The 24,427-nt window shown below is 63.6% G+C and carries 22 protein-coding genes and 1 pseudogene; 5 read left to right on the forward strand and 18 right to left on the reverse strand.

The features are described 5' to 3' along the window. Positions 1 to 65: 65 nt before the first annotated feature. From PMI42_RS15030 to PMI42_RS15055, 6 genes are read right to left on the reverse strand one after another with little or no spacing between them, the layout of a single operon-like run. Complete coding sequence (locus PMI42_RS15030) at positions 66 to 878, reverse strand: Cof-type HAD-IIB family hydrolase (protein WP_008135485.1); 813 nt, start codon at positions 876 to 878, stop codon at positions 66 to 68. Between the two features lie 26 nt (positions 879 to 904). Beyond that, positions 905 to 1,435, reverse strand: a complete 531-nt coding sequence (locus PMI42_RS15035) for a gluconokinase (RefSeq protein ID WP_008135487.1) — start codon at positions 1,433 to 1,435, stop codon at positions 905 to 907. After that, entirely contained in the window at positions 1,422 to 2,171 is a 750-nt protein-coding gene (gene pgl, locus PMI42_RS15040; RefSeq protein ID WP_008135489.1) for a 6-phosphogluconolactonase, read from the reverse strand. Before pgl ends, PMI42_RS15035 begins: the two co-directional genes overlap by 14 nt. Further along, positions 2,171 to 3,682 carry a glucose-6-phosphate dehydrogenase gene (zwf, locus tag PMI42_RS15045; protein WP_008135490.1) on the reverse strand — a complete coding sequence of 504 codons (1,512 nt, stop codon included), beginning with the start codon at positions 3,680 to 3,682 and terminating at the stop codon, positions 2,171 to 2,173. The genes pgl and zwf overlap by 1 nt, the downstream gene beginning before the upstream one ends. Positions 3,683 to 3,709: 27 nt before the next feature. Next, on the reverse strand, positions 3,710 to 4,708 hold the full coding sequence (gnd, locus tag PMI42_RS15050) for a phosphogluconate dehydrogenase (NAD(+)-dependent, decarboxylating) (RefSeq protein ID WP_008135492.1): 999 nt from the start codon (positions 4,706 to 4,708) through the stop codon (positions 3,710 to 3,712). A gap of 13 nt (positions 4,709 to 4,721) precedes the next feature. After that, positions 4,722 to 7,571 carry a bifunctional transaldolase/phosoglucose isomerase gene (locus PMI42_RS15055; RefSeq protein WP_008135493.1) on the reverse strand — a complete coding sequence of 950 codons (2,850 nt, stop codon included), beginning with the start codon at positions 7,569 to 7,571 and terminating at the stop codon, positions 4,722 to 4,724. A 241-nt stretch (positions 7,572 to 7,812) separates the two neighbouring features. On the opposite strand from PMI42_RS15055, the gene PMI42_RS15060 reads away from it, so the two are divergent. From PMI42_RS15060 to PMI42_RS15075, 4 genes are all read left to right on the forward strand, one after another. Beyond that, positions 7,813 to 8,487 (forward strand): STM3941 family protein, encoded by a 675-nt coding sequence (locus PMI42_RS15060; protein ID WP_035965740.1) that lies wholly within the window; start codon positions 7,813 to 7,815, stop codon positions 8,485 to 8,487. A gap of 299 nt (positions 8,488 to 8,786) precedes the next feature. Continuing rightward, a complete protein-coding gene (locus tag PMI42_RS15065; RefSeq protein WP_008135497.1) occupies positions 8,787 to 10,730 on the forward strand; it encodes a PrkA family serine protein kinase in 1,944 nt (647 codons plus the stop codon). A 19-nt stretch (positions 10,731 to 10,749) separates the two neighbouring features. Continuing rightward, positions 10,750 to 12,027, forward strand: coding sequence for a YeaH/YhbH family protein (locus PMI42_RS15070; protein WP_193376338.1), 1,278 nt, complete (start codon positions 10,750 to 10,752; stop codon positions 12,025 to 12,027). Next, positions 12,024 to 13,559 carry a SpoVR family protein gene (locus tag PMI42_RS15075; protein WP_008135501.1) on the forward strand — a complete coding sequence of 512 codons (1,536 nt, stop codon included), beginning with the start codon at positions 12,024 to 12,026 and terminating at the stop codon, positions 13,557 to 13,559. The genes PMI42_RS15070 and PMI42_RS15075 overlap by 4 nt, the downstream gene beginning before the upstream one ends. Before the next feature lie 215 nt (positions 13,560 to 13,774). Here the strand turns inward: PMI42_RS15075 and PMI42_RS15080 are convergent, their stop codons facing one another. From PMI42_RS15080 to PMI42_RS15105, 6 genes are all read right to left on the reverse strand, one after another. Continuing rightward, complete coding sequence (locus PMI42_RS15080; RefSeq protein ID WP_008135503.1) at positions 13,775 to 14,212, reverse strand: DUF1801 domain-containing protein; 438 nt, start codon at positions 14,210 to 14,212, stop codon at positions 13,775 to 13,777. Between the two features lie 2 nt (positions 14,213 to 14,214). Further along, on the reverse strand, positions 14,215 to 14,433 hold the full coding sequence (locus PMI42_RS15085; RefSeq protein ID WP_008135505.1) for a hypothetical protein: 219 nt from the start codon (positions 14,431 to 14,433) through the stop codon (positions 14,215 to 14,217). Positions 14,434 to 14,473: 40 nt separating this feature from the next. After that, the gene (locus PMI42_RS15090; RefSeq protein ID WP_008135506.1) at positions 14,474 to 14,905 is read right to left on the reverse strand and encodes an SRPBCC family protein; all 432 of its coding nucleotides are present in this window, start codon (positions 14,903 to 14,905) and stop codon (positions 14,474 to 14,476) included. Continuing rightward, positions 14,902 to 15,225 carry an ArsR/SmtB family transcription factor gene (locus tag PMI42_RS15095; protein WP_008135508.1) on the reverse strand — a complete coding sequence of 108 codons (324 nt, stop codon included), beginning with the start codon at positions 15,223 to 15,225 and terminating at the stop codon, positions 14,902 to 14,904. Before PMI42_RS15095 ends, PMI42_RS15090 begins: the two co-directional genes overlap by 4 nt. A gap of 219 nt (positions 15,226 to 15,444) precedes the next feature. Next, complete coding sequence (locus PMI42_RS15100; RefSeq protein ID WP_008135510.1) at positions 15,445 to 15,894, reverse strand: DsrE family protein; 450 nt, start codon at positions 15,892 to 15,894, stop codon at positions 15,445 to 15,447. Between the two features lie 81 nt (positions 15,895 to 15,975). Continuing rightward, a complete protein-coding gene (locus tag PMI42_RS15105; RefSeq protein WP_008135512.1) occupies positions 15,976 to 16,596 on the reverse strand; it encodes a hypothetical protein in 621 nt (206 codons plus the stop codon). A 206-nt stretch (positions 16,597 to 16,802) separates the two neighbouring features. Between PMI42_RS15105 and PMI42_RS15110 the strand changes: the two genes are divergently transcribed. Further along, positions 16,803 to 17,375: an STM3941 family protein gene (locus PMI42_RS15110; RefSeq protein WP_008135513.1), complete on the forward strand. Its 573-nt coding sequence runs from the start codon at positions 16,803 to 16,805 to the stop codon at positions 17,373 to 17,375. Between the two features lie 165 nt (positions 17,376 to 17,540). Here PMI42_RS15110 and PMI42_RS15115 read toward each other — a convergent pair whose 3' ends face one another. The 6 genes and pseudogenes from PMI42_RS15115 to PMI42_RS15140 form a co-directional block, all read right to left on the reverse strand. After that, positions 17,541 to 18,596 (reverse strand): 2-oxoacid:ferredoxin oxidoreductase subunit beta, encoded by a 1,056-nt coding sequence (locus tag PMI42_RS15115; protein WP_008135515.1) that lies wholly within the window; start codon positions 18,594 to 18,596, stop codon positions 17,541 to 17,543. Beyond that, the gene (locus PMI42_RS15120) at positions 18,593 to 20,440 is read right to left on the reverse strand and encodes a 2-oxoacid:acceptor oxidoreductase subunit alpha (RefSeq protein WP_008135517.1); all 1,848 of its coding nucleotides are present in this window, start codon (positions 20,438 to 20,440) and stop codon (positions 18,593 to 18,595) included. Before PMI42_RS15120 ends, PMI42_RS15115 begins: the two co-directional genes overlap by 4 nt. Next, complete coding sequence (locus PMI42_RS15125; RefSeq protein ID WP_008135519.1) at positions 20,410 to 22,209, reverse strand: FAD-dependent oxidoreductase; 1,800 nt, start codon at positions 22,207 to 22,209, stop codon at positions 20,410 to 20,412. Before PMI42_RS15125 ends, PMI42_RS15120 begins: the two co-directional genes overlap by 31 nt. 355 nt (positions 22,210 to 22,564) lie before the next feature. Further along, positions 22,565 to 23,242, reverse strand: a complete 678-nt coding sequence (locus PMI42_RS15130; protein ID WP_008135521.1) for a DUF4286 family protein — start codon at positions 23,240 to 23,242, stop codon at positions 22,565 to 22,567. Positions 23,243 to 23,265: 23 nt separating this feature from the next. Further along, positions 23,266 to 24,252, reverse strand: a complete 987-nt coding sequence (gene pip, locus PMI42_RS15135) for a prolyl aminopeptidase (RefSeq protein ID WP_008135522.1) — start codon at positions 24,250 to 24,252, stop codon at positions 23,266 to 23,268. Further along, positions 24,242 to 24,427, reverse strand: a pseudogene (locus PMI42_RS15140) (pyrroloquinoline quinone biosynthesis protein PqqE); the annotation flags it as partial. The gene pip and the pseudogene PMI42_RS15140, both read right to left, overlap by 11 nt.

Raw genomic sequence — 24,427 nt, forward strand, 5'->3', positions numbered from 1 at the left:
TCTGACTTACAAGGATGACGGTCAGAGATTTGAGCGGGCCGCTTCAACCCGCCCTTGCGGAAGTCTCACCCAATCCCATTCCACTTTAGGATCATCTCCATCGCCTCCGCAAAACCATCCTGCTCGTTGGTTGCGGTCACGTGTGTCGCCTGGTCCTTGACGCTGTCGGTGGCGTTGCCCATGGCGATCGAGGTGCCGCTGACGCGGAACATCGCGAGGTCGTTCTGCATGTCGCCGATGGTGGCGACGGCGTCGGTCGAAATGCCGAGGCGCCTGGCCATGGCCTGCACGAAGGTGCCCTTGTCGAAGCCGGGCGGGGTGATGTCGAGGTAATAGGTCTGCGAGCGAACTGCAGTAGCCTCAGCTCCGAGCGCCTCCTGCATCGCCTTTTCGCAAGCCTCGAGCCCGGCGGCATCGGCGCTGGCGCCGACGATCTTGCAGGCGCTCGCAAGATACGGCGAGAAATCCGTCACGATTGTCGGGGCGGAGCGGATCGTGTGCTGCTCATGCGCGACGTATTTGCCGCTGGGATTGTCGATCAGCCATTTGTCGGTGGTGAACAGCCAGATGTCGGCGCCGAATTCGCGCAGGATCTGCAAGGCACGTTCGGCCGCGCTTGCGGGAATGAGATGCTGCTCGACCGGGTTCATCTGGGGATCGACGATCGAGGAGCCGTTGAAGGGGCCGACCGGCAGCCACAGCGCCAGCGGCTCGATCAGGAAGCGCATGCCGATCGCGGGACGGCTGGAGGTGATGGTGAAGCCGATGCCGGCCTGGTGCAGCCGCTGCACCGCGCCCCGCGCGCGGTCCGTCAGCGTCTTGTCCTTGGTCAGCAGCGTGCCGTCGACATCGGAGACGACCAGCGAGATTTTCGTCATGGCAGGACCTCAGTGTTTCTCGGCCTTTAGCGTTTCGCCCCGCTCAGTTTCAATTGCCGCACCACGCCGTCCACGATCGCCTCGACGGATTCGTCGATCGAGACGGTGATGACGTGCTCGCCCGCTTCCGGCGGCTCCAGCGTGTCGAACTGGCTCTTCAGCAGCCCGGCCGGCATGAAGTGGCCCTTGCGCTGCGCGAGCCGTTCGGCGATCAGCTCCTTGGTGCCCCTCAGGAAGACGAAGCGGACATCGTCGCGGCCGCGCAAGAGCACGTCGCGATAGGTGTGCTTCAGCGCCGAGCAGGCGATGATGACGTGCTCCCCGCGTTCGCAGACCCGCGCGATCTCGTCGGCGATGGCGTTGAGCCAGGGCCAACGGTCCTCGTCGGTGAGGGGATGGCCGGCCCGCATCTTCTCGACATTGCTGGCGGGATGGAAGCTGTCGCCGTCCTCGAACCGCCAGCCGAGCCGCTGACCCAGCGCCTCCGCAACCGTGCTCTTGCCCGAACCAGACACGCCCATCACGATCAACGCACAAGGTGCTTCAACGCCGCCCACGTATTTCCTCCGGAAGCGCGGCCTGGTCGACCAGCCAGACGGTCTCACCATTCGAGCGCGCGCGTACAGCCGGCAAAGTCTCGCCATTGAGGAGGCGCGTCAAGATCGGCTGCTTGTCGTGCCCGGCTATCTCGAACAGCATTTCGTGGCAAGAGCCCAGAGCGGGCAGGGTGAGAGAGACACGCGGCACGAACGGCGCGACATTGGCCTTCGGCACGCCAACGACCCAGCGTTGGGTCTCCTCGATTTCAGGGTAGCCGGGAAACAGCGAGGCGGTGTGGCCGTCCGGTCCCGCGCCCATCAGGACCAGGTCGAACAGCGGCCGCGCCGGATCGAGGCTTTCTGCACCGTAGAAAGACTGAAGCTGGCGCGCATAGGCCTCGGCACTCGCCTCGGGGCTTTCAGCCGCCGTCGGGATCGGGTGAATATGCCCGGACGGCGCATTGCGGTCGAGAAAGGTCGCGCGCGCGACCGCCATGTTGTTGAGGGGATCGCTTTCGGGCACGAACCGCTCGTCGCCGATGAACCAGTGCACGCGATCCCACGGAATCCTGCCGCGCCAGGCGTCGCTTCCGAGCAGCTGATAGAGCTTCTTCGGGCTGGACCCGCCGGTGAGGCAGATTGCGATCCGCCCGGGGTTGGCCGCGATCCGCGCCATCACCCGCTCGGCGGCGGTTTGCGCCAGCGCCTCGGCATCGGCCGCAACGATCAGCTTCGGCTGGTCGGCCGCCGCCATCACGTGAACTTCCGCCAGCTTCGCCCGTCGCGCCGCAGCAGCTCGTCGGCGCATTTCGGGCCGTCGCTGCCGGCTTCATAGGTCTCGATGCCGTTGGTGCCTTCGCTCTTCCAGGCGTCCAGGAACGGCTGCACCGCCTGCCATCCGGCCTCGACGCCGTCGGCGCGCTGGAACAGGATGTTGTCGCCGATCATGCAGTCGTAGATCAGCGTCTCGTAGCCGGTCGAGGGATCGGCGCGGAAATAGTCGCCGTAGCGGAATTTCATCTCGACGCCGTCGATAGTGATGCTGGGCCCCGGGATCTTGGCGTTGAACTGCAGCTCGATGGTCTCGGTCGGCGCGATGCCGATGGTGAGGAAATTCTGCGACAGGCGGTCGATGTCCGTACCCGAGAACATCGACAGCGGCGCCTGCTTGAACTTGATCGCCACTTCCGTCCGCTTGTGGCCCAGCGCCTTGCCGGTGCGCAGGTAGAAGGGCACGCCGGCCCAGCGCCAATTGTCGATCATCAGCTTGAGCGCGACAAAGGTCTCGGTGGTGCTGCCGGGCTTGACGTCCTCGGTCTTGCGATAATCGATGATCTCGTCGTCGCCGATGCGGCCTGCCAGATATTGCGCCCGCACCGAATTCTTCAGCGCTTCGTCCCGGCTTGGCTGCTGGATCGCGTTGAGCACGTCGGCCTTCTCGGAGCGCACGGAGTGCGCGTCGAACCGCGCCGGCGGCTCCATCGCCACCAGCGACATCAGCTGGAACAGATGGTTCGGCACCATGTCGCGCAGCGCGCCGGTGGCGTCGTAGAAGCCGCCGCGATGGCCGACGCCGAGCTTCTCTTCCACCGTGATCTGGATGTGGTCGATATGGTTGCGATTCCAGATCGGCTCGAACATGCCGTTGGCAAAGCGCAGCACCAGGATGTTCTGCACCGTCTCCTTGCCGAGATAATGATCGATCCGGTAGATCTGGTGCTCCTCCATGATCTTCAACAGCTCGGCATTCAGCGCTCGCGCCGAGGCGAGGTCGGTGCCGAACGGCTTTTCGATCACGAGGCGCCGCCAGGCGCCGTTCTCCTTCATCATGCCGGTGCGGCCGAGCTCGCGCGCGGTCGGCGCGAACGCGGCGGGCGGGGTTGCCAGATAGAACAGCCGGTTGCCGCCGGTGTCCTGCGCGCATTCCAGTGAATCCAGATGCTCGCGCAGGCGGTCGAACGATGGCGGATCCTTCGGATCGGCCTCGACGAAGGTCACGCATTGCAGCAGCCTGGTGGCGATGTCGTCGTCCACGGGACGCGTCGCGTACTGGCGCAGGCCCTTCAGCAGGCTGTCGCGCAGCTCGTCGTCGGACTGGCTCTTGCGGGCCACGCCGACAACGCAGAATTTTTCCGGCAGCAGGTGCTCGGCGGCGAGATTGTAGAGCGAAGGCATCACCAGGCGGTGAGTGAGATCACCGGTGACACCAAAAATGACGAAGGCGCAATTTTCCGGCTTGCGCTTGGCTTGCGGGTCTTTTGTCACGAACGATTGGCCTTCGCGTTGTTGCTCTTATTTAGACTTCGAAGCATCCGGTTGCTTCGGCTCCTTGTGGCCGCCGAAACCCGCGCGCATCGCGGAGAGAATTTTTTCGGCGAAGGTGTGTTCCCGGCGGGAACGGAAACGTGTGTAGAGCGCTGCGGTCAAGACTTCGGCCGGCACGGCCTCGTCGATTGCCGCGTTCACGGTCCAGCGGCCTTCGCCGGAATCTTCCACGAAGCCGGAATATTCCGCCAGCGCCGGGCTGTCGGCGAGCGCAGTCGAGGTGAGGTCGAGCAGCCATGACGGGATCACCGAGCCGCGGCGCCACACCTCGGCGATGTCGGCAAGATCGAAATCGTAGCGATGATCGGCCGGCAGGGCGTCGATATTGGCGTTCTTGAGGATGTCGAACCCTTCGGCATAGGCCTGCATCAGGCCGTATTCGATGCCGTTGTGGATCATCTTGACGAAATGGCCGGCGCCGACGGGGCCGGCATGGATGTAGCCCTGCTCGATGCGGGGATCGCGGCCCTCGCGTCCCTCCGTGCGAGGAATCTCGCCCGTGCCGGGCGCGAGCGCGGCGAAGATCGGATCGAGCCGGTCGACCACCTGCTTCTCGCCGCCGATCATCATGCAATAGCCGCGGTCGAGGCCCCAGACGCCGCCGGAGGTGCCGACGTCGACATAGTGGATGCCGCGCGCTTTCAGCGCCTTGCCGCGGCGGACGTCGTCCTGCCAGAAGGTGTTGCCGCCGTCGATGATGACGTCGCCGTCCTGCATCACGCCCGCGATCGTGTCGATCGTCGCCTCGGTGATGCGTCCCGCAGGCAGCATCACCCAGGCCGTGCGCGGCCGCTCGAGCTTCGAGATGAATTCCTCGAGCGTCGCCGAGCCCACCGCGCCGTCGGCGGCAAGGCCGGCGACGGCCTTGGCGTCCTTGTCATAGACCACGGTCGAATGGCCGTGCCGCATCAGGCGGCGAACGATGTTGCCGCCCATCCGGCCGAGGCCGATCATGCCGAGTTGCATCTGAGAGATTCCCTTAATTCAGTGCGTCGTTGAGCGCCGCGTTGAGCGCGGCGAGACCCTTCTTGAGCGGCCCCTTCAGGTGCACCCGAAGCGCGCGCCGGCCGCGCTCGGTGAGCACGTCGAAATCGCCGCGCGCCTGCGCCGCCTTGATCACGCCAAAGCTCGCCTTCTGGCCCGGCACGGCCAGGTCCTTGGTGTCATCAGCCGTGATCTGGAGGAACACGCCGCTGTCCGGTCCACCCTTGTAGGCCTGCCCGGTCGAGTGCAGGAAGCGCGGGCCGAACTCGGCCGCTGTTGCCAGATGGCGTTTTTCGAGCACGGCCGTCCGCATGTCCTGAAGCGCCTCGATCGTGGCCTTGTCGCGCGCGATGTAGCCGAGCAGGGCAAAATAGTCGCCCCGCCGCGAGCGGGTGATATGTGCCCTCAGCCAGGAGGTGAGGTCCCCATTGGCTCCCATCGTGCGCAACGCGGCAGCGTTGCTGTCATCGGTGTAGAGGTCGACCTCCGCGGTGCTGACCACGGGCTCTTCGGCCGGCAGCGCGCCGGTCTTTTCGTACGCTGACGTGAGCTCGCGGGTCTTGATCTTGGCCGCTTCCACGTCCGGCTGGTCGAACGGGTTGATGCCGAGGACGCTGCCCGCAACCGCCGTCGCCATCTCGAAGCGGAAGAATTCCTGGCCGAGATGGTCGATCGATTTCATCACGATGCGCACGACGGGATGGCCGGCGGCCTCGATCGCGGCAAGCTTGGAGTCGTGGGCGGCGTCCGCCTCGCCTTCGGTGCGGATGTCGATGAAGAAGCGGTCATTGCCGTAGACCGAGGGATCGCCCAGCGGCTCGCCGGCGATCGGGATCAGGCCCTTGCCTTCCTTGCCGGTCGATTCCGCGATCAGCTGCTCGGCCCAGGCGCCGAAATCGGCGATCTTCTTCGACGACAGGATCGTCACCTTGTCGCGGCCTTGGAGCCCGGCGAGGCCCATGGCGAGGCCGAGCTGCACGCCGGGGTTCTCAGCCGGCGGCACGTCCGGTCCGCAGGAGCGGGCCATGGAGAGCGCATGCTTGATGAAGGTCTTGACGTCGATGCCCGCGGTGGCCGCCGGCACCAGGCCGAACGGCGAGAGCACCGAATAGCGGCCGCCAATGGTGGGCTCGCCGTGGAAGATGCGGGCGTAGCTGAGGCTCTTGGCCGCCTTCTCCAGCGACGAGCCGGGATCGGTCACCGCGATGAAGCGGAAACCGGTCTTGACCTTCGGCCCGAGAGCCTGCGCGACGCGCTCATGAAAATAGTCCTTCATCGCGTTCGGCTCGGTGGTGCCGCCGGATTTGCTGGACACGATGAACACGGTGTTGGCGATGTCGATCTTGGCTTCCATCGCCCGCACCTGCGCGGGATCGGTGGAGTCGAGCACATGCAGCTTGGGAAAGCCTGGCTTTTTGCCAAACGTCTCGGCCAGCACCTCCGGCCCGAGGCTCGATCCGCCCATGCCGAGCACGACGGCATCGGAGAATTTCTGGCCCTTCACGCGGCTCGCATAGTCCTCGTAGTCGGCAATGTCGGCCTTGGCGGCGCTGTCGAGCCAGCCGAGCCATTTGTTCTCGTCCGTGCCGGTCCAGACCGACTTGTCGCGCTGCCACAGCCTGCGGATTTTTGCCGATGCGCGCCATTCCTCGGTGCTCTTGGCCACGGCCTTGCCGAGGCCGTCGCCGAGCGAGAGAAGCTGGCGGTCGATTGCGGGCCCAAGCACGGTCGCGCGCTTGTGGGCGACCGCGCCGTAAAGCTTGTCGGCGGCATCCGCGAACTGCTTGACGCCGTCCTTGACCAGCTCCTCGGTGATGGCGTCGAGCGAGACGCCGGAGCGTTCCAGCTCTTCCAGCACGCGGGTGGCGTCCTCGACGTTTTCTTCCAGGCTGTCGCGCGGCTTGCCGTGGTCGCGGAATGCATCGAGCGTCGCCGGCGGCACGGTGTTGATGGTGTCGGGGCCGATCAGCTCCTCGACGTAGAGAACGTCGCTGTAATCCTTGTTCTTGGTGCCGGTCGAGGCCCACAGCATCCGCTGCGGCTTGGCGCCCTTGGCGGCAAGCTTGTCCCAGCGGGCACCCGAGAACAGGCGCTTGTAGTCCTGGTAGGCCACCTTGGCGTTGGCGATCGCGACCTTGCCCTTCAGCGCGGCGAGCCGCTCCTTTTCGGATGGATCGTTGGCCCGTGCGATCTTCTCGTCGAGCTGCTTGTCGACCACGCTGTCGATGCGGCTGACGAAGAAGCTCGCCACGCTCGCGACATGCGAGGGATCGCCGCCGCCTGCGACGTACTTTTCAAGACCCGCAAGATAGGCTTCCGCGACCTGGAGGTAGACGTCCCTGGAGAACAGCAGCGTGATGTTGATGCTGATGCCATCGCCGATCAGCGTCTCGATCGCCGGCAGGCCTTCCGGCGTCGCCGGCACCTTCACCATCAGATTCTTGCGGCCCACGTCCTTCCAGAGCCTCCGCGCCTCGGCGACCGTGCCTGATGTGTCCATGGCAAGGTAAGGCGAGACTTCCAGGCTGACATAGCCGTCGCCGCCCTTGAGCCGGTCATAGACCGGGCGGAGCACGTCGGCGGCGTTCTGGATGTCCTCGACCGCGACGGCCTCGAACAGGTCGGCGACGGTCCGGTCGCCGCGCTTCAGCGCCTTGCCGATCGGGGCGTCATATTCGTCGGAGCTGCCGATCGCCTTCTCGAAGATCGAGGGGTTGGAGGTGACGCCCTTGACGCCGTCGGTGTCGATCAGCCGCTTCAAATCGCCCTTGGCGATGAAGCCACGGGCCAGGAAGTCCAGCCAGACGGCTTGTCCGTGCTTTTCCAGTTCTTTGACGGGATTCATGATACTTATTTATCTCCAAGCCTACGGGCGAGGGGTTTCCGCGCCGGTCCTGACGCGCTATCCTCTAGCTAACATGCTCCCGGGAGGGAACCAATCAAGGGTATAGGCGTCATACCCTCCAGTGTAACTCCGTCGCGATCATGATGATCCCGGCGGCAGTACCCAAGTTGCGTAAAAAGTCGTTGGCCGGGGAGGTTCGGCCGAGGTCTGGTTGCGTAACGTCATCGTGGCTCGGTCGCGAATGGCCATGCTGGGGGAAAGCATGCACGCACATCCTGACGGCTTGACGCTCGCCGTCGCCGACCGACCGCAACCGGCCGCGCTGGCCGCATGCATCGACGCGTCCCACGATCTCGAAATCAGCCAATGCGCAACGCACCTGCGGCTGCTCGTCGCCGCGGGCTTCGCGATGACCCTGCTCAGCGCAACCCTCGCCTTCGACTGGTGGGACGGCCTCGGCGATTATGACACGACGGTCGGCTATGCCGGCGTCGCGCTGTTCGGCCTGATCACCAGCCGGATGATCTGGCTGCTGCCCGCCGAGCGGGGGCCGGTGCTGATCGTCACCCCCTATGGCATCCGCGATCTCCGCATCGGCAACGAATTTCTGCTGTGGGACTCGATTTCGGAGATTTCGGCTGAAGAATGCCGCGGGCACAAGGTGATCGTGCTGACGCCAACGCCGGCCTTGCAGCGGCAGCTCCGCTGTATCCGCGCCCAGATCCGGGCAAGGTCGCGCGGCGCGCAGGACGACCGCATCGTCATCAGGTCGGAAGGCCTGGCGACCGATTTTGATACATTGCTGCGTGCTTGCCGTGACTGTCATGCTGCGAGCAATCAACGCACCGCATTGCAGCAGGAAGATGAACGCGGCACGCGAGGCGGCACTCAAGGCTTCGCCGTACAAGCGTCATAAGATTGCCGCTCGCGGTTCTCTATGCTGCGGTGCCGGAGGGGCTCATCCCCGGTAACGCCCGGATGTTGCGACCGAGTGACATTTTCTGGAAATGAGCCAATATAGACAGAGATTCGCACAAATTACAGGCATGTGCCTGTTCGTAACTCAATGAGTGCCTACGTTGTGCGTTGCGTCGAGTCGACACCCGGGTGTCCAATGATCGTCATGTGCTCACGCTGATTCGAGAAGCGGCCTGAGGAACGGTCCAGTAACTGCTTTCGTTTCAGCTTGTAGCGGAACTCACGCGGAGAGGGATCATGTACAACGATTCTCTATTCAACGCTTTCGCTCGGTCGTTCGAGGCGAGAAGCCAGCACGACATGTCGATGGCGGAATATCTGGAATCGTGTCGAAGCGATCCCATGAAATACGCCAACGCGGCCGAACGACTGTTAGCAGCGATCGGTGAGCCCCAGACGATTGACACGGCCAAGGACCCACGCCTTGGCCGTATTTTTTTGAACCGCACCATCCGGACCTATCCGGCCTTCGCCGGCTTCTACGGCATGGAAGAAACCATCGAGCGCATCGTCGGCTTCTTCCGGCACGCGGCGCAGGGTCTCGAAGAGCGCAAGCAGATCCTCTACCTGCTCGGGCCGGTCGGCGGCGGCAAGTCATCGCTCGCCGAGCGGCTCAAGTCGCTGATGGAAGTGCACCCGATCTACGTGCTCAAGGCCGGCGATGAACTCTCGCCGGTGTTCGAGAGCCCGCTCAGCCTGTTCGATCCCGATCAGCTCGGCCCGATGCTGGAAGAGAAATACGGCATTCCGCGCCGGCGTCTCACCGGGTTGATGAGCCCGTGGTGCTACAAGCGGCTGGAGGCCTTCGGCGGCGACATTTCCCAGTTTCGTGTCGCAAAAATCCAGCCCTCGCGGCTGCGCCAGATCGGCATCGCCAAGACCGAGCCCGGCGACGAGAACAACCAGGACATCTCCTCGCTGGTCGGCAAGGTCGATATCCGCAAGCTCGAGACCTACGCGCAGAACGATCCCGACGCCTACAGCTATTCCGGCGGCCTCAACCGCGCCAACCAGGGCGTGCTCGAGTTCGTCGAGATGTTCAAGGCGCCGATCAAGATGCTGCACCCGTTGCTGACCGCGACGCAGGAAGGCAACTACATCGGCACCGAGAACATCGGTGCGATCCCCTTCACCGGCGTCATCCTCGCGCACTCCAACGAGGCCGAGTGGGCGAGCTTCAAGTCCAACAAGAACAACGAAGCCTTCATCGACCGCATCTGCGTGATCAAGGTGCCCTATTGCCTGCGGACCACGGAAGAGCAGAAGATCTACGAGAAGCTGATCCAGGGCTCCGAGCTCGCGGCCGCGCCATGCGCGCCCTCGACGCTGGAGACGCTGGCGCGGTTCTCGGTGATGTCGCGCCTGCGCAAGCACGAAAATTCCACGGTGTTCGCCAAGATGCGGGTTTACGACGGCGAGAGCCTGAAGGAATCCGATCCGAAGGCGCGCAGCGTCCAGGAATATCGCGATGCCGCCGGCGTCGACGAGGGCATGGACGGTGTCTCCACCCGCTTCGCCTTCAAGATCCTGGCTGCGACCTTCAACCATGATCCGCAGGAGGTTGCTGCCGACGCCGTGCATCTGATGTACGCGCTGGAGCAGTCGATCAAGCGCGAGCAGCTGCCCGAGGAAGTCGAGAAGCGCTACCTCGAATTCATCAAGGCGGATCTCGCGCCGCGCTATGCCGAGTTCATCGGCAACGAGATCCAGAAGGCTTATCTCGAGTCCTACTCGGATTACGGCCAGAACCTGTTCGACCGTTACGTCGATTATGCCGACGCCTGGATCGAGGACCAGGACTTCAAGGATTCCGATACCGGCCAGCTGCTGGATCGCGAGCTTTTGAACCAGGAACTGACGAAAATCGAGAAGCCGGCGGGCATCGCCAACCCCAAGGACTTCCGCAACGAGGTCGTCAAATTCTCGTTACGGTCGCGGGCGCAGAACGGCGGCAAGAATCCGACCTGGATCTCCTACGAGAAGATTCGCGACGTGATCGAAAAGCGGATATTCTCCCAGGTCGAGGACCTGCTTCCGGTCATCTCCTTCGGGTCGAAGAAGGACGGCGAGACGGAAAAGAAACACGGCGAGTTCGTCGCACGCATGGTGGAGCGCGGCTACACCGAGCGTCAGGTTCGCCGGCTCGTCGAATGGTACATGCGCGTGAAGCAGGCCGGTTGAGGCGGATGGAAAAGTGCCGATTCACATTATTGACAGGCGCCTGAATCCAGGCGGCAAGAGTCTCGAGAACCGCCAGCGGTTCTTGCGTCGGGCCAAATCCCTGGTGCAGGGCGCCGTCAAGAAGACCTCGCAGGAACGCGACATCAAGGACGTCCTGGAGGGTGGTGAGGTCACGATACCGCTCGACGGTATGCACGAGCCGCGTTTCCGCCGCGAAGGCGGAACGCGCGACATGGTGCTGCCCGGGAACAAGAAGTTCATCGAGGGCGACTACCTGCAGCGCTCCGGCCAGGGCAGTGCCAAGGATTCCGGTCCGGGCGAGGGCGACAGCGAGGACGCCTTCCGCTTCGTGCTCTCCCGTGACGAGTTCGTCGATCTCTTCCTCGACGATCTCGAACTGCCCGACCTCGCCAAGCGCAAGATCGCGCAGACCGAGAGCGAGGGCATCCAGCGTGCCGGCTACACGACGTCGGGTTCGCCCGCCAATATCTCGGTCGGCCGCACCGTGCGGCGCGCGCTGGCGCGCCGCATCGCGCTCAAGCGTCCCGGCAAGGACGAGATCGAGGAGCTGGAAGCGGCGATCGCCGCCTGCACCGACGAGGACGAGCGCCTGCTGCTGCTCGCCCAGCTCGACAAGCTGAAGGCGAAGGTCAAGCGGATTCCCTTCATCGATCCGCTCGACATCCGCTATCGCCGTTTCGAGACGGTGCCCAAGCCCGTCGCGCAAGCCGTGATGTTCTGCCTGATGGACGTGTCGGGCTCGATGTCCGAGCACATGAAGGATCTCGCCAAACGCTTCTACATGCTGCTCTACGTTTTCCTGAAGCGCCGCTACAAGCATGTCGAGATCGTCTTCATCCGCCACACCGACCGCGCCGAGGAGGTCGACGAGCAGACCTTCTTCTACGGCCCGGCCTCGGGCGGCACGCTGGTCTCCAGCGCGCTCCAGGCGATGCACGAGATCGTGCGCGAGCGCTTCAATCCGTCGGACTGGAACATCTACGCCGCCCAGGCCTCCGACGGCGACAATTCCTATTCCGACGGCGAGCTCACGGGCATGCTGCTGACCGACAGGATCTTGCCGGCCTGCCAGTTCTTTGCCTATCTCGAGGTCGGGGAATCCGGCGGCAGCGCCTTCGATCTCTCCGACTCCTCGCTCTGGACCCTCTATGAGCGCCTGCGCAACAGCGGCGCACCGCTCTCGATGCGCAAGGTCAGCGAGCGCAGCGAGATCTTTCCGGTGTTCCATGATCTGTTCCAGCGCCGCGACACTGCACAGGAGAAAGCCGCTCCATGACGGAAAGATTGTTCGAAGGCGCGGATTGGGATTTTCACACCTTGCAGCGCATCACCGATGCCTGCGAGGAGGTGGCAAAGAACGATCTCGGGCTCGACGTCTATCCGAACCAGATCGAGGTCATCACCGCCGAGCAGATGCTGGACGCCTACTCCTCGGTCGGCATGCCCTTGTTCTACAAGCACTGGTCGTTCGGCAAGCAGTTCGCCTATCACGAGGCGTCCTATCGCAAGGGCCTGATGGGCCTCGCCTATGAGATCGTGATCAACTCCTCGCCCTGCATCTCCTATCTGATGGAGGAGAACACGGCGACGATGCAGACGCTGGTGATCGCGCACGCCGCTTTCGGCCACAACCATTTCTTCAAGAACAACTATCTGTTCAAGCAGTGGACCGACGCCGATGGTATCCTGGATTATCTCGATTTCGCCAAGAACTACGTCATGCAGTGCGAGGAGCGCTACGGCCGCGTCGAGGTCGAGCGCACGCTGGACGCCGCGCACGCATTGATGTCGCACGGCATCGACCGCTATCCCGGCAAGAAGAAGCTGGATTTGCGCGAGGAAGAGAAGCGTGCCGGCCGTCGTCGCCAGCACGAAGAGGAAGTCTTCAACGATCTCTGGCGCACCGTGCCCAAGGGAGCCTCGAAGACCCGGTCGGCGATCTCGCTCGAGCGCCGCCGCAAGCTGCTCGGCCTGCCTCAGGAAAACCTGCTCTATTTCCTGGAGAAGAGCGCGCCGCGGCTGGCGCCCTGGCAGCGCGAACTGCTGCGCATCGTCCGCCACATCGCGCAATATTTCTATCCGCAGAGCCAGACCAAGGTGATGAACGAGGGGACGGCGACCTACGTCCACTATCGCATCATGACCAAGCTGCATCAGCAGGGCCGCATCACCGACGGCAATTTCCTCGAATTCCTGGGGTCGCACACCAACGTGGTGTTCCAGCCCGAATTCGACGATCCGCGCTTCTCCGGCTTCAATCCCTACGCGCTCGGCTTCGCCATGATGCAGGACATCGAGCGCATCGTCACCAGTCCGGAAGACGAGGACCGCGAATGGTTCCCCGACATCGCCGGCAAGAACGACGTCATGGGCGTGCTCCGCGACGTCTGGGCCAATTACCGCGACGAGAGCTTCATCGCGCAGTTCCTGAGCCCGAAGCTGATGCGGCAACTCCGCATGTTCCATCTGCACGACGATCCCGAGGAGCGTGCCGGCATCCGCGTCGATGCCATCCACGACGAGCGCGGCTTCCGCCGCGTGCGGCGCGAACTGGCGCGGCAGCACGATGTGGGCTACATCGACGCCAATATCGAGGTGGTCGACGTCGACCTCTCCGGCGACCGCCGGCTGATCCTGCACCACCACGTCATCAAGGGCTCGCAGCTCAACGAGACCGATGCCAAGCGCGTGCTCCAGCACCTGGCCGATCTCTGGACCTACGACGTCTCGCTGATCGAGGTCGACGCCAGCGACAAGGTCTTGCGCGAATATGTCGTGAGCCCGCGCCCGATCCCGGCGGCGGCCTGAGGCGGCGGTTACACGGAGCAATACGGCGCGATGCTCGTTGATGTGCCCTCGCCCCTTGCGGGAGAGGGCAGCGACGCCGGTAGACACAAGCTCACGGGGGTGAGGGGTATCTTTCCGTACTTTCCCGTGTCGACAGAGACCCCTCATCCGGCGCTTCGCGCCACCTTCTCCCGCAAGGGGAGAAGGAAGAGGCTCGTGGCTGCACGGCGGCTGTTCTATGCAGAGCGCTTCGTCGGCTTCTTCTTCAACCCGTTCAGCTCCACGGCCGCGCGGATCAACGCCTTCAGTGCCTTCTCGTTGATCTCCTCGCCTTCGCGAATGTCGATCGCGCGGCGCACGTTTCCGTCGAGGCTCGCGTTGAACAGGCCGGCGGGATCTTCCAGCGCCGCACCCCTGGCGAAGGTCATCTTCACGACGGCCTTGTAGGTCTCGCCGGTGCAGATGATGCCGTCGTGCTCCCAGACCGGGACGCCGCGCCATTTCCACTCTTCGACGACGTCGGGGTCGGCGTCCTTGATGAGGCTGCGAATCCGCCCCAGCATCTCACCGCGCCAGTCGCCGAGCTCCTTGATCCTGCCGTCGATCATTTTGGAGGGTGAAGCGCCATCCGTCTTCGTCGCGCTGTTCTTTTTCGTGGTAACGGCCTTCTTCATGATCACGCCTCTTGCCGCGCGCCGTCGCGTCGGCCGAGATAAGGCAGCGCGAACAAATAGAGTCCCGTCGCGAGCAGCGGGATCAGCGGGACCAGCGCCAGGAAGCCGATCCAGATGGCCTGGAGCTGCATGGTCATGGCGACGATGTTGGCGATGACGGCAAGCGTGAAAGCGATCGACAGCCAGCGATGAATCTGCCGGATCCACATGTTCGAGCTCATTGGGACCTCCTCTGAAAATGATGGATGGACGTCGGGCGGGCTAGTCGGCCCGCGCCAGCACCTCGTCCAGTTTCGCAAGAAACTGCTTCCAGCCCGCATGCGCGCCGCCGTAAGCCTGCTTCTGTGTCGGGCTGAAGCCCGCCTGCTCGACGCGCAAATGCGTGCCAGCATTCGTCGGCGTCAGCGTGAAGGTGACGACGCTTTTGAGATCGAACGCCGCGTCCTCATGCGAGAAATTCCAGGTGTAGGCGAGCGTCTTTTGCGGCTCGAGGGTCAGCACCTCGCAATCCAGCACGCCGCCCCATTCGCCGCGCAGATTGAAGCGATGGCCGACCGACGGCTTGAAATCGTTCTTCATCAGCCATTCCTCGATCAGATGCGGCTGCGTCAGCGCGCGCCAGATCCGCTCCGCCGGAAAGGCAAATTCACGCTCGATCACCACGGAGCGGGTTTCGGTCGCAGCTTCTGTCATTGGTCCATCCTCTTCAGGAGATCGTCGAGTGCATCGAGCCGGTTTTGCCAGAACGAGGCCATCTGGCTGGTCCAGTCGATCAGCGGATTGAGCGCGCCGGGTTGCGCGCTGTAATGGGTCTGGCGTCCCTCGTGCCGGTCGCGCACGAGGCCCGCCTGCTTCAATGCGCCCAGATGTTTCGAGACCGCCGGCTGGGACACGCCGGACCGCACCGTCAGTGCCCCGACCGTCTGCTCGCCCTCGCGGCACAAACGTTCGAAGATCGCCCGCCGGGTGGGATCGGCGAGCGTTCGAAACAGCAGATCGTGGGCGGCGGACATGGGCAATCCATAACCAGTAAGTTATGGATTGATTCATAACCATGGAGTTATGGGTTAGTCAAGCGCGAAGGAAGGATGTGACATTGTCCCGCAACTCTCTCCACCGTCATTGCGAGGAGCCCTTGCGACGAAGCAATCCAGACTGCCGCCGTCGAGGCAGTCTGGATTGCTTCGCTTCGCTCGTAATGACGGAGAATGAGGCGCCGCCTTACGCAAGCCTTACGGCCGCAAATACAGATACCCTTGCGACTGCAGCTCGGCCAAACGGACCACGCCGCCCTTTTCCGCGCTGACGAAGCCCGGCAAGAGATCCGTCAGGGTGACGTTCTGCGCCTTCATGGTGTTGCCGCAGGCGGCGAGCTCGACGCCGTCCTTGGAGAAATCGCCGACCCGCTTGCTGATATCGGGGTTGGCCTGTGCCCAGTGAAACGCCTTCAGCGCCGGCCCGTGAATCACCAGCGCGATCGTGACGTGGTCGGGCCCGCCGACGCCGTCGATGTGGTTCTGGATATTGCCGAGCACGAAATTGACCTTTTCGGCGTCGCTCAGGTGGTAGACGACCTTGAGCTTGGTCGAGGCAGGAGCTTCCGTCGCAGCCCTTGCGCTGGAGGCACCAAGCGTTCCGCCCAAAGCCGTAACGGCACTCCACAACATGTTCCGGCGGTTCATGGCGACCTCCCTGGGAGCATGATCCGGAAAAGGTTTTCCGGCAGGATCATGCAGAAGCAACAAGCCTTTGCCGGACACATATCACTTGTGGCGGAGCGCGGCGAGTTCCTCGCGGTCGGTCACAAGCGCAGCGCACTCATTGGTGTCGGTCCGGTCAAGCCGGAAAATCCCGTCGTCGCTGCCCGCGACCAGGGATTCCTCGTCCTCGCTATCCGGCTTGTCGTTGCGCCAGACCCTGACCCGGCCGAGCCGCATGATGGCCGACTTGTCGTCCTTCGCCAGCGCCACGCCGATGCTGCCGCCTTCGCAGTCGACGCCGCAGCCGAGGCGGATCTCGTTGCCGTCTTTCGCGAACACCACGTGGTTACACGAGCCGGCGGAGCGGAAATCGCCGGCGCGCTGGCGATATCTGAAACCGAGCCGGAATGAATTGTGGAGCTGCTTGTCTTCCTTGTCGAATTCCGCGGAGATCAGCAGCTTCATCGAAGCGACCTTCTGCTTCGGATGACGGGCCAGATGGCTGGCGTCGTAGCGGCGGACGAAGCAGGCATAGGCCTTGTCGCCGGGCGTGCCCGCATACATGCGCGCGTTGAAGGCGTCGGCCTCGGCCTTGGTGGCTTCGCGGATGTCGTCCGCCTCTTCGGCGCGGGCAGCGCCGATGGACGTCGCAAGGACCAGCGGAAGGACAAGGGCAAGCTTCATGAGCGCACCGCACCGTGTGAACCGTCGTCCACCCAAAACGGGCAGGCGAGCCGACTGGCGGTTAGTCGCAGGCGGCGAGCGGCGCGTTCAAGCGCTCCTGGTCGCACGCCTTGCGGGCAGCCTCGCGCAAGGTTCCAGCCTTAATGGTTCAGAAGGAGGGGCATTGGTAAACCCCTGGTTGTTGCGGATGGCTGGTGGCGCTCGAAATGTCAGAAAGTCACAACTTGCCCAACCTTGCGATCGGCTACTCCCTGCCACGGCTGTTTACGCTGCTGGGGGCCGGCCTGGTGCTGACGCTGCTCTGTGCCGCGCTCGCATTCAACTGGCACTACGTCAAGGACATCACCACGTTCCAGATCGCGCTCTGTTATTTCGGCGTGGTGTTCTTCGGCCTCGCCACCTGCAAGACGATCTGGACACTGATCTCCGCCAGGGAGCCGGTCGTCTTCATCACCCGTGTCGGCATTCGCGACATCAGGATCGCCGATGACACCATTTCCTGGAGATCGGTGCGGGACATGTCGATCTGGCGCTATCGCAGCCAGAAAGTCGTGGTGCTCCGGCTCGATCCTCTGCTCGCCGAGCGGTTCGACGGCGGCTTTCTGAAGCGCCTGCTGACGCTGCTGAACCAGCCGATCGGCGCGGACGGCGTACTTGTCAATGCGGGTGGCCTGACCATGGACGGCGACAAGTTGTTCCACAGCTGCAAGGAATATTGGTCGGCCGGCCGATTGGCCCATTCGGGCCGCGCCGCAGCCGAGCCCGAACCGGTCCATTAGAACGCGATCTGCTTAGTTGAACCGTTACAGTGCCGTAGGGTCGGCAAAGGCGCGCTTGCGCCGTGCCCACGCGTTCTATCCGACATGACCAAATGCGTGAGCACGCTTCCGCCTTCGCTCTTCGAGCTACGGCGGACAAGTCGCTTTGCCCACGCTACGGATGCGTCACCGCAGACTGGCGTTGAACTTGTCCAGCGCCGCAGAGCCCGGGCACAGCGTGTCCGCCTCCAGCGTGTTCAGCGGCGTCTGGACCGTGTTGAGATGGCTGTGCAGGTCTTCCGCGTCGGGATCGACATAGAGCAGGCCGGTGACGATCTGCCCCTTGGCGGCGTGCTTCGCGAGGAAGGTCTGTGCGCCCAGCCGGTCATGCGGATCGTAGTCGGCGTCGATCTTGCGCAGGGCGATCCTGCTGCCGTCATGCTGCTCGACCACCTGCACCGTGCCCGGTGCGTAGTCCACCGCAATGGGATCGCGGCCGACCAGCACGTCGAGCCGGTTTACCGCGTCATTGTGCTCGCGGACATAGTCAAAACTCTTGGTCGAGCCGGCGTGGTTGTTGAAGGCGATGCAGGGGCTGATGACGTCGATGAAGGACGCGCCCTTGTGGCCGATCGCGGCGGCGATCAGCGGCACCAGCTGGGTCTTGTCGCCGGAGAACGAGCGCGCGACGAAGGTGGCCCCTAACTGGAGCGCGATCGCGACGAGGTCGATGGCGTTGTCGGTGTTGGTGACGCCCTTCTTGCTCTTCGAGCCGCGGTCGGCGGTGGCCGAGAACTGACCCTTGGTCAGGCCGTAGACGCCGTTGTTCTCGACGATGTAGGTCATGTTGACGCCGCGCCGGATCGAATGCGCGAACTGGCCGAAGCCGATCGAGGCGGAATCGCCGTCGCCGGAAACGCCGAGATAGATCAGCTCGCGGTTGGCGAGATTGGCACCCGTCAGAACGCTGGGCATGCGGCCGTGCACGGAGTTGAAGCCGTGCGAATTGCCGAGGAAGTAGTCCGGCGTCTTGGACGAGCAGCCGATGCCGGAGATTTTTGCGACCCGGTGCGGCTCGATCGAGAGCTCGTAGCAGGCCTCGATGATCGACGCCGTGATCGAGTCATGGCCGCAGCCGGCGCACAGCGTCGAGATCTTGCCTTCGTAGTCGCGATGGGTGTAGCCGAGCTCGTTCTTCTTCAGGCCCGGATGATGGAATTTCGGCTTTGCGATGTAGGTCATGACACGGCCTTGCGGAGCGGGGTCACCTTGAGGTGATCCTGGTGGTCGCCAATGGCTTTTGCGATATACCGGGCGGTGATCGGGGTGCCGTCATAGTGCGTGATCGGCACGAGACGGACCGGATCGATGCCGTTCTCGTTGACGATGAGCTGACGCAGCTGGCTGTCGCGGTTCTGCTCGACCACGTAGACGAAGTCATGCTCGGCGAGGAAACTCGCCACGCTCGAATGGAACGGGAAGGCGCGGATGCGCAGGCGATCGAGCTGATGCCCGCGCGACTCCAAAAGGCCGATCGCCTCGTCCATCGCCGGCGAGGTCGAGCCGAAATAGATCACGCCATATTTGGTCGGCCGCTCTGCATTGGCCTGCAGCGGCCGCGGCACCAGGTCCTGCGCCGTCTCGAACTTGCGCACCAGGCGCTGCATGTTGTCGGCATAGACCGAGCCTTCCTCGGAATAGCGCGCATAGCGATCACGCGAGGTGCCGCGGGTGAAGTAGGAGCCCTTGGTCGGATGCGTGCCGGGATAGGTGCGGTAGGGGATGCCGTCGCCGTCGACGTCGAGATAGCGGCCGAAGTCGCGGCCTTCCTCGAGCATCTCCGCGGTCATCACCTTGCCGCGGTCATACTGTTTCGCGTCGTCCCATTTCAGCGGACGGCAGAGCCGGTGGTTCATGCCGATGTCGAGGTCGAGCATCAGGAAGATCGTGGTCTGGAGCCGCTCGGCGAGATCGAAGGCGGCGGCCGCGAACTCGAACGCCTCGGCCGGGTCTTCCGGGAACAGCAGCACATGCTTGGTGTCGCCGTGCGAGGCATAGGCGCAGGCGATGATGTCGCATTGCTGGGTGCGGGTCGGCATGCCCGTGGAGGGGCCGGCGCGCTGGATGTTCATGATCACGGCCGGGATCTCGGCAAAGTATGAGAGGCCGATGAATTCGGTCATCAAGGAGATGCCGGGGCCTGAGGTCGCTGTGAAGGCGCGGGCGCCGTTCCAGGAGGCGCCGATGACGATGCCGATCGAGGCCAGCTCGTCCTCGCCCTGCACGATGGCGTATTTCGCCTTGCCCGTTTCAGGCTCGTGCCGATACTTCTTGCAGTGGGCCGTGAAGGCCTCCGCCACCGACGAGGACGGCGTGATCGGATACCAGGCGCAGACGGTGGCGCCGCCATAGACGGCGCCGAGCGCGGCGGCGCTGTTGCCCTCGATGAAGATGCGGTCGCCGACCTTGTCGGACTTCCTGATGCGCAAGCCCAGCGGGCATTTCAAATTCTGCAAGGCCCAGTCGCGGCCGAGATGCAACGCGTGGACGTTGGAGGACAGCAGCTTCTCCTTGCCCTTGTACTGCTCGCCGATCAGCTGCTCGATCAGCTTCGGGTCCATGTCGAGCAGCGCGCTGAGCGCGCCGAGATAGATGATGTTCTTGAACAGCTGGCGCTGGCGCGGGTCGGTGTAGGTCGAGTTGGTGATCGCGGTCAGCGGCACGCCGATCACGGTGATGTCGTCGCGGAATTTGGTCGACGGCATCGGCTTGGTGGAATCGTAGAACAGATAGCCGCCGGGCTCGATGCCGGCGACGTCCTTGTCCCAGGTCTGCGGGTTCATCGCCACCATCATGTCGACGCCGCCGCGGGCGCCGAGATGGCCGTCTTCCGTCACCCGCACCTCGTACCAGGTCGGCAGGCCCTGGATGTTGGAGGGGAAGATGTTGCGTGGAGACACCGGCACGCCATGGCGCAGGATCGCACGCGCGAACATCTCGTTGGCGCTGGCCGAGCCCGAGCCGTTGACGTTGGCGAAGCGGACGACGAAGTCGTTTACGCTGCTGATCGGCTTTTTGTCGGACATGTCGAACCCGCTTGAGTCATTTCGATCAGATATTTCTGCATGTCCCAGGCTCCGGTGGGACAACGCTCGGCGCACAGCCCGCAATGCAGGCAGACGTCCTCGTCCTTCACCATCACGCGCCCGGTCTTCAGATCGGAGGAGACGTAGAGATCCTGGTCGGGATGCAGCGACGGCGCCTTCAGGCGTTGGCGCAGATCGGCTTCCTCGCCATTCTCGGTGAAAGTGATGCAATCCATCGGACAGATGTCGACGCAGGCATCGCATTCGATGCAGAGCGAGGTCGAGAACACCGTCTGCACGTCGCAGTTCAGGCAGCGATGGGCCTCGCCGAGCGCGAGCTTGACGTCGTAGCCGAGCTCGACCTCGGTGCGGATGTCCTTCAGCGCGATCACCTTGTCGCGATGCGGCACCTTGAAGCGCTTGTCGTTGGAGATGTCGTTGTCATAGCTCCATTCGTGGATGCCCATCTTCTGCGAGGAGACATGCACCTCCGGGAGAGGGCGTTCGGTGATGTCTTCGCCCGACAGCATCTTGTGGATCGACAGCGCGGCGTCGTGGCCCTGCGCCACCGCCCAGATGATGTTCTTCGGGCCGAACGCGGCATCGCCGCCGAAGAACACCTTTGGATTGGTCGAGACGAAGGTCTTCGGATCGACCTTGGGCATGTGCCATTTGTCGAACTCGATGCCGCAGTCCTGCTCGATCCAGGGGAAGGCGTTCTCCTGGCCGACCGCGACCAGCACGTCGTCGCAGGGAATGGTCTGATCGGGGTCGCCCGAGGGAACCAGGTTGCGGCGGCCTTTGGCGTCGAGTTCGGCTTTGACATGCTGGAAGGTGACGCCGATGAGCTTGCCGGCAACATGCTTGAATTCAATCGGCACCATGTAGTTGAGGATCGGAATATCCTCGTGGATCGCGTCCTCCTTCTCCCAGGGCGAAGCCTTCATCTCCTCGAAGCCGGAGCGGACGACCACGGTGACTTTCTCGCCGCCGAGGCGGCGCGCGGTACGGCAGCAATCCATCGCGGTGTTGCCGCCGCCGAGCACGATCACGCGCTTGCCGATCTTGTCGGTGTGGCCGAACGACACGTTGGCGAGCCATTCGATGCCGATATGGATGTTGGCAGCTGCTTCCTTGCGGCCGGGAATGTCGAGCTCGCGGCCGCGCGGCGCGCCGGAGCCGACGAAGATGGCATCATATTTCTCGGCGAGCAGCGCCTTCATGCTGTCGATGCGGTGGCCGCCCTTGAAGTCGACGCCGAGATTGAGAATGTAGCCGGTCTCCTCGTCGATGACCGAATTGGGCAGGCGGAATTTCGGGATCTGCGAGCGCATCATGCCGCCGGCTTCGGGATCGCCGTCGAACACGGTGCAGTGATAGCCGAGCGGCGCGAGATCGCGCGCCACCGTCAGCGAGGCGGGACCACCGCCGACGAACGCAACGCGCTTGCCGTTTTTCGCGGAAGGGCGCGGCAGGCGCTGCGTGATGTCGTCCTTGAAGTCGGCGGCAACGCGCTTGAGGCGGCAGATCGCCACGGGCGTCTCCTCGACGCGTCCGCGTCGGCACGCCGGCTCGCATGGACGATCGCAGGTGCGTCCCAGAATTCCGGGAAACACATTCGATTTCCAATTGATCATGTAGGCGTCGCTGTAGCGGCCTTGTGCGATCAGTCGGATATATTCGGGAACCGGAGTGTGCGCAGGACAGGCCCATTGGCAATCGACCACTTTGTGAAAGTAGTCGGGGGCCGCGATATTGGTCGGTTTCATTCCTACCCTCGTCCGCGCAGGCTCAAAGACCCGGCGGCCTTTTCTTTGAGCTTGTCGACGCTTAACGCGCGGCGATCTGGTTTCTGAATGACGTCATTGGGTTAGCTTATTAGAACCGTTCCGAAGTACAACGGCAAATTTTCGAGATCACCGCCTTTCATGGGAGCTGCGCGCGCACAGCATTAACGCCCGCACGCAGTGATGTGGCGGTGCAATATGTTGCGCTGCGCTCCATCCCAGTCATTGCGAGGAGCTCTTGCGACGAAGCAATCCAGTCTGCATCCGCAGAGAGATTCTGGATTGCTTCGCTGCGCTCGCAATGACGGCGTGGCGGGCAGCGCAGCAATCCTCCACGTCAGTCGTTCGCGATGTCGCTCTTGGCGAGATCCCACATCAGGCTGTAGGTGCCGACGGAGACGGGAAGCGGGAAGGGTGATGCAGCAGGTCCCGTGAAGCGTTCGGCGATGACGGCCGAGACCGCGCCGACCTGCGTGCCGTCGATCAGCACGAACCAGTCGCGCGCGCCTTCGTTGCGCACCGCCGGAATGTCGGCCGTCGCACCCGACAATTCCGGCTCGCTCTCGAGCAGATGCATCGAGATGATGCCCTCGCGCGCTCCAGGCGCCAGCTTTTCTTGCAGTGCATCACGCCAAGCGCCGGCGTTGTCGGCTGTGGGGCGCAGCCGCACCAGGCCGAGCGCAGCGCCACGGCCGGTGCCCTTGCTGATGGTGATGCGCGCGACCACGCGCAGCATGTTCTTGAAATGCGCCATGGTCCGCCGTGACCACTCGGTCTGGTTGGCGAGGGCCTTGCGGTAAGGCGGACTGTCGAGCACGTCGAGCGTCTCGGTCGAATACAGCGAGAGATATTTGGGGTTGGCGGCATGCGCGACATAGCGCCGCGCCTCCAGAAATCCCTCGATCGCGACACGCTCTTCCAGATGCTCGCGGTCGTACCAGCGGTTGAATTCGGGCTCGATCGCAGCGTCGATGTTCATCGACGTCAGCAGCATGCCCTTTCCGGCGAGCGGCATTTTCTTGTTGTCCTTTTTGCGCCTTAACGCGCGGCCTTCGACGCGAGATCCGCGATCGACTTCATGACCGCATCCCGCACGCCGGCATCATAGAGCGAATGTCCGGCTTCTTCCACGATCCTGACCTCGGAACCCGGCCAAACTTTCGCGAGCGCATGAGATGTTTCGGGCGGGCACAGCAAATCGTAGCGGCCCTGCACGATGATGCCGGGGATGCCGGCGAGCATGCCCGCATTCTGCATCAACTCGTTTGCGCTCATGAAGCTGTCGTTGACGAAATAATGCGCCTCCATGAACGGCGTCGCCGGCAGGGTGCGCCAGACGTTGAGCGAGGCCAGATCGATCCGCATCCTGGCCGGCTTGTGCTCCGACAAGGCGCGCTCGGTGTCGTGCCACGCCCGCGCGGCGGGACCGTGCACGGACGGATCGGCATCGAGGATGCGGCGATAATAGGCTTCCACCGGCAGCGCGCGCTCCTCGGGCGTCAGCACGCTGAGAAAATCCTCGTAGAGCGCGGGATAGAATTGCGACAGGCGCGATGTGAAAGCCGTCTCGACCTCCGCCCGCGTGCCCAGAAAGGTTGCACGCAGCGCGATGCCGGACACGCGCTCGGGATGGCTCTGCGCATAAGCCAGCGCCAGCGTCGCACCCCAGGAGCCGCCGACCACCATCCAGCGCTCGAGGCCGAATTTTTCGCGGATCTTCTCCATGTCCGCGATCAGATGCGCCGTGGTGTTGTGCTCGCGCGATCCCTTGGGCCGGCTGCGGCCGCAGCCGCGCTGGTCGAACAGCACGGCATGCAGACGCTCGGGATCGAACAGCCGACGATGGTCGGGCTGGCAGCCGCTGCCGGGCCCGCCATGCAGGTAGATCGCAGGGATGCCGTCGGCGCGGCCGACGCTCTCGACATAGAGCTCATGGCCGTCGCCGACATCCAGCATGTCGGAGGTCAGCGGTGCAAAGGGATCGGCACGTTTGGCGGCTGTGCCTGCGTCGGCGTCAGGCATCATTCCCGGATTCCAGAGTGCCGCCGGCAAAGTTGCGGTAGAGGAAGCGGTTGGTCTCGCCCTCGGCCTCGCGCTCGGCCTGCTTGAAGATGGTCTCGTGCAGCGGCGACAGCGCGCAGGCCGGATCGGTGTTGGCGGCATCGCCCGTCAACGCGAAGGCCTGGCAGCGGCAGGCGCC

Source organism: Bradyrhizobium sp. YR681, assembly GCF_000282615.1.
In the GTDB taxonomy this organism is placed as follows: Bacteria; Pseudomonadota; Alphaproteobacteria; order Rhizobiales; family Xanthobacteraceae; genus Bradyrhizobium.

Bases quoted from the DNA above. Each gene is read 5' to 3' on its own strand.
- PMI42_RS15030 (WP_008135485.1), bottom strand. From the start codon at position 878: ATGACGAAAATCTCGCTGGTCGTCTCCGATGTCGACGGCACGCTGCTG.
- pgl (WP_008135489.1), bottom strand. From the start codon at position 2,171: ATGGCGGCGGCCGACCAGCCGAAGCTGATCGTTGCGGCCGATGCCGAG.
- gnd (WP_008135492.1), bottom strand. From the start codon at position 4,708: ATGCAACTCGGCATGATCGGCCTCGGCCGGATGGGCGGCAACATCGTT.
- PMI42_RS15055 (WP_008135493.1), bottom strand. From the start codon at position 7,571: ATGAATCCCGTCAAAGAACTGGAAAAGCACGGACAAGCCGTCTGGCTG.
- PMI42_RS15060 (WP_035965740.1), top strand. From the start codon at position 7,813: ATGGCCATGCTGGGGGAAAGCATGCACGCACATCCTGACGGCTTGACG.
- PMI42_RS15065 (WP_008135497.1), top strand. From the start codon at position 8,787: ATGTACAACGATTCTCTATTCAACGCTTTCGCTCGGTCGTTCGAGGCG.
- PMI42_RS15075 (WP_008135501.1), top strand. From the start codon at position 12,024: ATGACGGAAAGATTGTTCGAAGGCGCGGATTGGGATTTTCACACCTTG.
- PMI42_RS15080 (WP_008135503.1), bottom strand. From the start codon at position 14,212: ATGAAGAAGGCCGTTACCACGAAAAAGAACAGCGCGACGAAGACGGAT.
- PMI42_RS15085 (WP_008135505.1), bottom strand. From the start codon at position 14,433: ATGAGCTCGAACATGTGGATCCGGCAGATTCATCGCTGGCTGTCGATC.
- PMI42_RS15090 (WP_008135506.1), bottom strand. From the start codon at position 14,905: ATGACAGAAGCTGCGACCGAAACCCGCTCCGTGGTGATCGAGCGTGAA.
- PMI42_RS15095 (WP_008135508.1), bottom strand. From the start codon at position 15,225: ATGTCCGCCGCCCACGATCTGCTGTTTCGAACGCTCGCCGATCCCACC.
- PMI42_RS15100 (WP_008135510.1), bottom strand. From the start codon at position 15,894: ATGAACCGCCGGAACATGTTGTGGAGTGCCGTTACGGCTTTGGGCGGA.
- PMI42_RS15105 (WP_008135512.1), bottom strand. From the start codon at position 16,596: ATGAAGCTTGCCCTTGTCCTTCCGCTGGTCCTTGCGACGTCCATCGGC.
- PMI42_RS15110 (WP_008135513.1), top strand. From the start codon at position 16,803: ATGTCAGAAAGTCACAACTTGCCCAACCTTGCGATCGGCTACTCCCTG.
- PMI42_RS15115 (WP_008135515.1), bottom strand. From the start codon at position 18,596: ATGACCTACATCGCAAAGCCGAAATTCCATCATCCGGGCCTGAAGAAG.
- PMI42_RS15120 (WP_008135517.1), bottom strand. From the start codon at position 20,440: ATGTCCGACAAAAAGCCGATCAGCAGCGTAAACGACTTCGTCGTCCGC.
- PMI42_RS15125 (WP_008135519.1), bottom strand. From the start codon at position 22,209: ATGAAACCGACCAATATCGCGGCCCCCGACTACTTTCACAAAGTGGTC.
- PMI42_RS15130 (WP_008135521.1), bottom strand. From the start codon at position 23,242: ATGCCGCTCGCCGGAAAGGGCATGCTGCTGACGTCGATGAACATCGAC.
- pip (WP_008135522.1), bottom strand. From the start codon at position 24,252: ATGATGCCTGACGCCGACGCAGGCACAGCCGCCAAACGTGCCGATCCC.